Source organism: Leisingera sp. F5 (assembly GCF_001593695.1).
Window position 1 is genome coordinate 1 of the sequence record NZ_LUKH01001289.1, and the last position, 1,135, is coordinate 1,135.

Annotated in this window: 1 protein-coding gene; it reads left to right on the forward strand. The window is 63.8% G+C overall.

Going from position 1 to position 1,135, the window contains the following annotated elements:
* On the forward strand, window positions 1-1,135 hold a 1,135-nt coding region (locus tag A2I95_RS40855), incomplete at both ends, for an FAD-dependent oxidoreductase (RefSeq protein WP_291738008.1).

The window sequence follows — 1,135 nt, forward strand, 5'->3', positions numbered from 1 at the left end:
GCCGAGGTCTACCGCAACACGCCGGTGACCGCCTTGACACAGCATAAGGACGACACCTGGACCGTGCATACCGAACACGGCGACATAGACTGCGATATCGTGGTGAACGCCAGCGGCTACCGGGTGAACGAGGTTGGTGCCATGATGGGTGTGCACCACCCCGTCGCCTCGATGGAGCACCAGTATTTCCTGACCGAAGAGATCCCCGCGATCAAAGACGCGGGACACCGGATGCCGCTGTTGCGGTGCCCGATCAGCGACTATTACTGCCGCCAGGAAAAGAACGGGCTGCTGGTGGGCTTCTACGAACAAGACTGCAAAACCTGGGGCATGGACGGGATCGACCCGAATTTCGTGAACGCCCTGTGCCCCGATGATCTGGACCGGGTAACAGATGTTCTGGAGGGCGCCTTTGCCCGGATGCCAGCGCTGATGGACACCGGCATTCACACAGTGGTCAACGGTCCGATCACCTATACCATCGACGGGGCACCCTTGGTCGGCCCGATCCCAGGCAAGCGCAACGCGTTCTGCATTATCGGCCTGCGGGCGGGCCTGGGCGAAGGCGGCGGCCACGGCTGGCTATTGGCGCAGCAGATCGTGCATGGCGAGGCGCAGTACGACACCTGGTGCCTTGATCCGCGCCGTTTCACCGGCCACACCAATGTCGAGCTGACCGCGCTGAAGGCGATCGAGGACTATCAGAACGAATTCCGCTTCCACTTCCCGCATGAGCACCGCCCGGCGGGCCGCCCGGCCAAGACCACGCCGCTGACGCCGGTGCTGGCCGCCGAAGGCGCCGAGTTCACGGTGGTGAACGGTTGGGAGCGGGTCGACTACATCAAGCCCGCACCGGACTTCCATCCCTCGCTGTCCTTCAACTTTGACGAGGCCTTCGGCGTCATCGCGGCCGAGGTGAAGAATGTGCAGGAGAATGCCGGCCTAGCCGAGGTCAATGGCTTCAACCGGTTCGAGATCACTGGCGCGGACCGGCACAGCTTTCTCGACCGGATGTTCTGCGGCACCGTCACCAAACGCGCGGGCCGGGTCGGTCTCGGCTACCTGTTGAACCATCACGGCATGGTCAAAGGCGAGGCCACGGTGGCCAATCTCCCCGCCTCGGACCGCGGGCCGG